This is a genomic window from Cupriavidus sp. 01L46, assembly GCF_056399905.1.
In genome coordinates this window covers 1-7319 of the sequence record NZ_JBFTSF010000293.1, presented here as the reverse complement: position 1 = coordinate 7319, position 7319 = coordinate 1, and the positions used below count along the sequence as shown (strand labels likewise).

Annotated in this window: 5 protein-coding genes and 1 pseudogene; 4 read left to right on the top strand and 2 right to left on the bottom strand. The window is 62.4% G+C overall.

Annotated features, from left to right (window positions below):
- Together AC1DS3_RS31945 and AC1DS3_RS31940 are read left to right on the top strand one after the other, a co-directional pair.
- Positions 1 to 357: pseudogene (locus AC1DS3_RS31945) on the top strand (hypothetical protein); the annotation flags it as partial.
- On the top strand, positions 357 to 1427 hold the full coding sequence (locus tag AC1DS3_RS31940) for a ParB/RepB/Spo0J family partition protein (protein ID WP_477128719.1): 1071 nt from the start codon (positions 357 to 359) through the stop codon (positions 1425 to 1427). The pseudogene AC1DS3_RS31945 and the gene AC1DS3_RS31940, both read left to right, overlap by 1 nt.
- Before the next feature lie 1693 nt (positions 1428 to 3120).
- On the opposite strand, the gene AC1DS3_RS31935 is transcribed toward AC1DS3_RS31940, so the two are convergent.
- Both AC1DS3_RS31935 and AC1DS3_RS31930 read right to left on the bottom strand, forming a co-directional pair.
- Positions 3121 to 3297: a hypothetical protein gene (locus AC1DS3_RS31935; RefSeq protein ID WP_441637334.1), complete on the bottom strand. Its 177-nt coding sequence runs from the start codon at positions 3295 to 3297 to the stop codon at positions 3121 to 3123.
- Between the two features lie 9 nt (positions 3298 to 3306).
- A complete protein-coding gene (locus tag AC1DS3_RS31930; RefSeq protein WP_477128718.1) occupies positions 3307 to 3618 on the bottom strand; it encodes a transposase in 312 nt (103 codons plus the stop codon).
- 1138 nt (positions 3619 to 4756) lie between these two features.
- Here AC1DS3_RS31930 and AC1DS3_RS31925 point away from each other — a divergent pair.
- A complete protein-coding gene (locus AC1DS3_RS31925; RefSeq protein ID WP_441637331.1) occupies positions 4757 to 6907 on the top strand; it encodes a hydantoinase/oxoprolinase family protein in 2151 nt (716 codons plus the stop codon).
- The coding region (locus AC1DS3_RS31920) for a hydantoinase B/oxoprolinase family protein (protein WP_477128717.1) at positions 6904 to 7319 on the top strand (416 nt) is incomplete at its 3' end. The genes AC1DS3_RS31925 and AC1DS3_RS31920, both read left to right, overlap by 4 nt.

Below are 7319 nucleotides of genomic sequence, written 5' to 3'. Positions count from 1 at the left end.
GTATGGGCGAGCCGAGAAGCCAAGGAACTCGCTAGGCGTGCCCTCGAAGAAAATCCGGATCTGCAAACCTTCTGCGTGCCGTCAATGGCCAGGCGTGGGAATGTCTTCAAGGCTTGCACGGAAATCTTGCAGGAGGATCAAGGCATTCCCCTGCTCGAGACCGGACTCCAGCAGAGAAATGCCTATGGAGAGTCGCAGATGTTTGGTCTGTCAGTGCATGGACTATCTGGATCTTCCGCTGCAGTCAAAGAAGTAGAGGAACTAGCGAAGGTCGTGTTGAGCAAATTGGGAATTGAGTCGACGCGCAAGCCAGTGAAAGGTAAGGGCAGCATGAACAAGCAACGGGAGGTCGCATAATGGGGAAGAGCAAGCTCGAAATGATGCGTGAACAGGCTAACAAGGCTGTCGCTGCGGCACCGCCGCCAGACCGTTTCGCGCGTGCCCAGGCTCTTGTTGAACGCCAACCGAACGGATTTGCTGAAAAGCAACCCGAGACGGCCGTTGTTATCCCCCCCAATTCGGCTGAGGTATTAAAGCCTAACTTTAAGCATGATGGGGCCGGGGAAGTCGCAGCGAAAGCGGTCGCAACTGTGACCAGAGCGGTGGACGCGCAGGGTGGACCGTACTATGAGGAAGCGGACCTTGGCCTGATTGATGACAACCCATTCAATGCCCGTAGACTCTATCGCCCTGAACGGGTCCACGAGTTGGCTGAGAGCATTCGGGCCGACGGCCAGCTGGTCCCAGGGATCGCAACGATTCGGGACGGCCGCCGTGTCCTCGCCGGTGGGCACTATCGTTTCAAGGCGCTTAAGGTTGCTGGCATTCAGAGTATGCGCTTGCTGGTACACCCAAACTTGAGTGATCAGCAACTCTATCAACTCTCTTACAAAGAGAATGCAGAGCGGGAGGCCCAATCCCCCCTGGATAACGCGTTGGCTTGGAGATCGTTGATTGACCAAGGCGTCTACCCAAACGAGTCGGCGATTGCTGAAGTCACGGGGATGTCACTGCCGAATATCAATAAGACGCTGGCCATCATGAAACTCTCCGAGCCCGTGCTCGAGATAGTGCGGGAGAAGCCGGAGGCGTTTGCCCTTTCCACACTGTATCAACTCACTCTTCTGGAGAAGGTCGCGGGCAGCACCGTAGCCGGTGCCATGGCGACTAAAATTGCTGACGAACAGGCCTTCTGCCGGGACGTAGAAGAGGCCCGCGCACGTTATGAGTCCAAGCCAGCCCGTAAGCAGAAGGAGACGTCCCGCCAGCATCGTCTCATCGATTCCGACGGCAAGCCACTTGGGGTGTTGAAAGATTGGGATTCTGGGAAGGTGTCATTCGAAATCACGCTGCTCGATCCGGCTCAACGGCGTGCGCTTGTCGACGAATTGAAGGAGCGATTCGCACCAGCCCGCCACCCCAAGTGAGTTTCAAGCCGCACAGTGCTGCGAAGATGTCGGCGGGAGGATGGTTTAGACGTGGTCATCTTCGCACTTTCACGCATTAAAGTGATCTAATAGCATCTTTGATTGGCTGGGAGGGGTGAGTCGGCGCAAATAATGCGCGGCGTTTTGCCCCGGGAGTTGCCGGTCCGACGCATGCGAATTCCTCATGCTCCAAACGAGCTAATTGAGCTGCTTAATGGAGCGTCCGGCGAATTCTCCAACGAGTTGCTTTGCGTTACCTTGGCCGATGGCGGGGTACGAATATCTAGTCGGGGCGAGCATCAGTGCGACGATCGGGTGCGGCCACGCTCGCGACGGATGTCAATTGTGCAATCGTGCTATAGGGCATTCCTGAATGGGCGGGATCGACTCGCATGACAGCTTCACTGCGACCTCGATGCGAGGGAACTGGTGAACACTCATGCCATTCAGAATGGCATGCCACGCAGGACGGTCCGGAGCCGCCGCCGGCGTTGGCCTGCTCGGCGGACCTGCCTTGGCAACTAGTCAGTCCAGGGCACCGGTCGGGGGCGAGCCCGCTAGCCCCGAGACTCAGATMTCGTCTGCTATCACCAAATCTCCTTTCGAGCGGACGGTCAGGTCGCCGTCAACTCTGCGCAATACCTTCGGCGCGAAACGGTGCTAAGTGATTGATTTTCAACATTAATCGTCACCGTTAAATCCGAGCCATGGGAAGTTGTGTACAAAAATCAAATGCCGATAATTTTCGCGCAATGCCAGCCACTTGTCTATTTCGCGACGGCTCGCGGGTCCCTGTCACCGTTGTTTGTCGTGAAGTGTAGTAAAGATGCTACCTCGATGCTGCGCAAAAGATGTGGTAAATCAATAACTTAGCATTTCTTGTGCGCGTATCCTTAGCAACATTACTACGCTTTTCGCGTATTAATGTTGTTTATTAAGCACTTTATGTGGCGAGGGCGCACTGGCGCGGAGGATGTTGTGGCGTGGAACGACCGTCGTCTCCACCGCCCACCACCACCATTCTTCTTGTTGACGAACGTGGGCGAGCCCGCCAGCCTCGTGCCGGCCGCACGAGTTCACCCGCCTGCGATGGCGATCGGCCTAGCGTCGAGCAAGACAGGGCAGGCCGGTCGTTCAGTTTGACTTCAATACCCGCAGCCGCAGAAGCTCGATGTTCGCTCGGCCATACATCTGGCGCTTGAGGAACTTGAGCCGGTTGACGTGACCCTCGATCTGGCCATTGCTGCCATGGCAGCTTGAAGGCCGCCCGCACAGCCGGTAAGTCGGCGCGCAGGCTTTGCGCGAACCTACGCATTTCCGCGGCGTCGCAGCGCGACAGACGCCTCAACCATCGATCGAACTGCAGCAGACTTCGCCGGTGCATGAGCCCGAGGAACTCCCGCGCGAGGCTGCGGACCTCGCCCACCACGGGTTCGATCYTGCACAGCGCCTGCACGAAGCGCTCGTGGTCCGCACTCCTGGGCTCCTCGACGGCGAGCTTCCTCCATCCGACAAGCCATCCGAACACGCGCCGGGCCGACGGGCACGGCATCGTGCGCCCGGATGCCTGGACAAGCGGTACCTTGCCTTGCGGAAAGAGGAGGCGGACCACGCAATTCTGCACGGCGGAGCGATTACCCATATAGCCTCGCTGCTTGAGTTCTTGCCAGATCAGTTCAGGAAAGCGACAGCCCTAGGCGATTCGTTCCTCAATATAGCTGCGATGGGGATCCAAAGGCGTCGGACCCCGCGCCTTGGGTGCGCGCTCGGGGAAGGCCCCCGCGGTGACGAACTTGCACACGGTTCGATGGTTGATTGAGAGCTCGCGCGCGATTCCTTTCATCGTGCCGCCCTGGGCGCGTAGCGCCATCACCCGCTCCTACAGCGCCAGCCGCGTGGCGCACCGCGGATCGCTCACGCGCTGCCATGACCGTAGTGAGGTGCGGCTCAGCACCCCCCGCCGGCCCAGGGTCACGCCACCGACCTCGACTTGCTGCGCGGCTTGGCGCAGTTGCGGTCCGAGTCGGTACAGCAGCCTCTCGACGTTGTCGCGCAGGTTGCACAGCAGATGCCAGCGATCGGAGACTTGCTTGGCTGCCGGCAGCGTGATGTCGACCGCCTCGAAGTAGGCACCCGCCCGGTCCCTGGCGACGATCTCGATTGATGGGTGCGCACGCATCCACGCGGTCACCGCAGTTGTTTCCCTGCCGGGGCGAACACTTCGATCGGCTCACGTCGCTCCAGGTCGACGATGATACGTTCCGTCTTGGTGACCGCGCGCGATCGCCGAGTCATCGATGCCGACGACCCGCGGTCGTGGTTTGCGCTTGCGTCCAGGAGCTCTTCGCAACTCCTGCCGTGCGGTGTCGGCACTGGTGCGCAAGCCCAAGACGTCAGCAAGCCGGGCAGCTGCCACACCACCGAGGGCGTGGCCTAGCGCGTGCAACGCCCGAGCTTGTGATCGCGTTCGACGTTGATGCCGACCGGCCAAGGCGTGGATGTTCTCGGCAAAACGTACGACGGGGGCAGCCGGCATTCGCACACTTGAAGCAACGCACCTCCACGGCGAGAACGCCCCGCTTCTCAAGCATCGGACGTTCTTCCAGTCTGCGCACACAGCTGCCCTGGAGTCGGTTACTCCAACGACGGCAGGCAGGACAAGGTGCCGCGCGAACCGTACTGCAGGCCTCGACAGTGATGGTCTCCCCTCGCCCGTCGCTGGAGACGACGCGCTTACCCACACGAGCGAGAATACGATCGATCCCACCGGAGAACTTGGCTCATGGTAACGATCAACGTGGGGCCAGATCGGCACGAAATAAAGCCCTCGACGCGGCAGTCACACAAAGTGCGGAAGCCCCATCTTTACTACACTTCACGCTTTGCGAGCCGCAGCGGCATCATGGGCCAGCATCGTCCGTATAGAAATGCTCAGATCCTGAACCTCCATCGCGTAGAACAGCAATTCACGGCGTTGCGCCAAATGGTCACGAGGTGCGGGAGTGACTGGCGACGCGCTTCGAAGCATCAACAAGGCCATCGCCACAGCTGCCGCTGAAATCAACTAAGCATTGCGCATATCCATAGCCCGTGTCGGGGCATAAGCATGCGTGAAATACTTCGTTCCGCCAGGCCTAGGCCGATGGTTATCCTGCACCACTGGATTTCAACGCTACCGGCTCTCCCTCGCTGGCCTGATGCKGCGAAGCTGTCTACCGAACTTTGCCCCATGGGCGGTCTCCGATCCCCGACGGACGTCATTTGTCGAGTGCGCCGCGGCACCACGTCGCGTGGGATGAAACCGACCCCCTCTCACTCCAGACACCGACATGCTTGCACACAACCAGAACTCACCCGAGGCGGGCATACGGCTCGCCGTTGATGTTGGCGGCACGTTCACCGATACCGTGCTGCTGGTGGGCGCACAGCGCTATACCAGCAAGGTCCTGACCACGCCAACGGCGCCCGAGAACGGTGTGATCCAGGGCGTGCAGGACATCCTGGCTAGCGCAGGGCTGACCCTGGCACAGGTCGACCTCTTTATACTCGGCACCACGCTTGCCACCAATGCGCTGATCGAGCGCAAGGGTGCGCGCACCGCGCTGATCACTACCGCGGGCTTTCGCGACCTGGTCGAGATTGGCTGGGAGGATCGCTTCGCGCAGTACGACATCTTCCTCGACAAGCCCGCGCCCCTGGTGCCGCGCTACCTGCGCTTCGGCGTGCCGGAACGCGTCGACGGCCGCGGCCAAACGCTGTTGGCGCTGGACGACGATGCCGTGGCCGCGCTGGTGCCGCAACTGGAAGCGCAAGGCGTGGAGAGCGTGGCGGTGACCTTCCTGCACAGCTACGTCGATCCCGCGCACGAGCAGCGCGTGCGCGCAATCCTGGGCGAACTGGCACCACACCTCTGGGTGTCGCTGTCGTCGGACGTGTGTCCGGAGATCCGCGAGTACGAACGCTTGTCCACCACCAGTGCCAATGCCTATGTGCAGCCGCTGGTGGCGGGCTATCTCAAGCGCCTGCGGGACCGCGTGGTGGCGCTCGGCCTGCGCAGCCCGCTGTTCCTGATGACCTCAGGCGGCGCCATTACCAATATAGAGGCTGGCATCGCGCAGCCGGTGAGGCTAGTCGAGTCAGGGCCTGCGGGCGGCGCTATCCTGTCGCGCCGCGTGGCCGAGCAGGCCGGCATTGGCCGCGCGCTGTCCTTCGACATGGGCGGCACCACCGCGAAGATCTGCTTTATTGACGACTACCAGCCGCAGATTACGCGCAGCTTTGAATTTGGCCGCATGCACCGGCACTTGAAAGGCTCGGGCTTGCCGATCCGCATTCCGGTGATCGAGATGGTGGAGATTGGCGCGGGGGGTGGCTCTATCGCGCGCATCGATGCGCTGGGTCGCGTGCAGGTCGGCCCGGACAGCGCCGGCTCCGACCCCGGCCCGGCMAGCTATGGCCTGGGTGGCAGCGCAGCCACCGTGACCGATGCCAATTGCGTGCTTGGCCTGCTCGACCCGCAGCGCTTTGCCGTCGGCAAGGTGGCGCTGCAGCCGGCGTTGGCACGCCAGGCGCTCGGCACCGACATCGCCCTCGGGCTGGGCACCACCCCGGAGTTTGCCGCGCTGGCTGTCACGGAGATCGTTACCGAGAACATGGCCAACGCCGCACGCGTGCATGCCACCGAGCTTGGCAAGGCTGTCGAGGACTACACGCTGATCGCATTTGGTGGCGCCGCGCCGCTGCACGCGGCGGCGCTTGCCCGGCGCCTGGGCATCCGCCGCGTGATCGTGCCGCAATCGGCCGGCGTGGGCTCCGCCCTCGGCTTCCTGTGGGCGCCGATCGCCTACCAGGCGGTGCGCAGCTACTACCAGCGTCTGGATGCCTTTGACGCGGCGGCGGTCAACGCCGTACTGGATCAGCTTGTCGCCAATGCGCGCGACATCGTTGGCCAGGCGGCGCCGGGGCAGGCGCTGGGCGAGCAACGGCTGGCTTACATGCGCTATGCCGGGCAGGGGCACGAGATCCCCGTTCCGTTGGACGCATGCGCCCTGGATGCGCAGGATGCACTGGCGCTGGGCGAAGAGTTCGAGCGCGCCTATGCGGCGCTTTACGGTCGTACCTTGCCGGGCAACCCAGTCGAGATCATCAGTTGGTCAGTCAACGTCAGCACCGCGCCGCCGCCGATCGCGCGCACGCGTGAGGCGGAGACGGCCGCTGGCGGGGTGGCCAGCAGCGGCCAGCGCGCGTTGTTCGACGGCGAGCTTGGCGTGGGACGCGATGTGCCCGTGTTCGAGCGTGGTGCGCTGATGCACGGCGCCGTCGTGCAGGGCCCCGCGCTGGTGGTGGAGGACGAAACCACGACGGTGGTGCCTGCCGGCTTCGTATTTTCGCTGGACTCCGGCGGCCACCTAGTGCTGGAGGCAACGCCGCTGGCCAAGGCTACGACAGACGAAACCACACTCGCGGAGGCCGCACAATGAGCACGCAACACCCAGCAGCCAGCCATGCCACGCTGCGCAATACCATCCATGCCCAGGTGATGTGGAACCGCCTGCTGTCGGTGGTGGAAGAGCAGGCGCAGACGCTGATTCGCACCGCCTTTGGCACCTCCACGCGTGAAGCGGGCGATCTCTCGGCCGGCGTCTTCCTGCCCGACGGTCGAATGATCGCGCAGGCGGTGACCGGCACGCCCGGCCATGTCAACTCGATGGCGGAATCGGTCAAGCATTTCCTGCGCGCCTTTCCTTCGCACACCATGGCCGAGGGCGATGTGTACCTCACCAACGATCCGTGGAAGGGCACCGGGCACCTGTTCGACATGACCATGGTCACACCGGTGGTGCGCGCGGGGCAGGTGGTGGCGCTGTTCGCCTCGACGCTGCACGTGGTGGA